This is a genomic window from Vibrio sp. 10N.222.49.C9 (assembly GCF_041474985.1).
Taxonomy (GTDB): Bacteria; Pseudomonadota; Gammaproteobacteria; order Enterobacterales; family Vibrionaceae; genus Vibrio; species Vibrio crassostreae_C.
The window spans coordinates 1-322 of sequence record NZ_JBFRVD010000719.1; the positions used below are offsets into that span (position 1 = coordinate 1).

Consider the following 322-nt stretch of genomic DNA (forward strand, 5'->3'; position numbering starts at 1 on the left):
CAAGGAAATCCACGGTCATCTTGGCACATATAACATGACGCCCACTATCACTGCCATTGGTATGACAGTAGCCGTCTCTGAAAAATCCAGTGTTGGGTGAGCAACTGCAAAGTTGTAGAGGTTCGCCGAGTACATTTCTTTTTTGCGCCATGCTCATTTCTCTCCATCGTTTCCCATGAAAAACTCTCACCCTGCGATCTCAGTGTAGTTGTTAGATGGGCGTTATGTCAGGGTTCAAGTTGCCGGGAATATCTGAAGCAAGCGTATAAAAGAGGTTATAAAAAAGAGCCTCATGGCAGAGGCTCTCTATTTGCGGAGTTTT

At 45.3% G+C, this 322-nt stretch carries 1 protein-coding gene; it reads right to left on the reverse strand.

The annotated features are described in order from the left end of the window. The coding region (locus AB4585_RS25245) for a DUF2237 family protein (RefSeq protein WP_372171510.1) at window positions 1-157 on the reverse strand (157 nt) is incomplete at its 3' end. Window positions 158-322 lie beyond the last annotated feature (165 nt).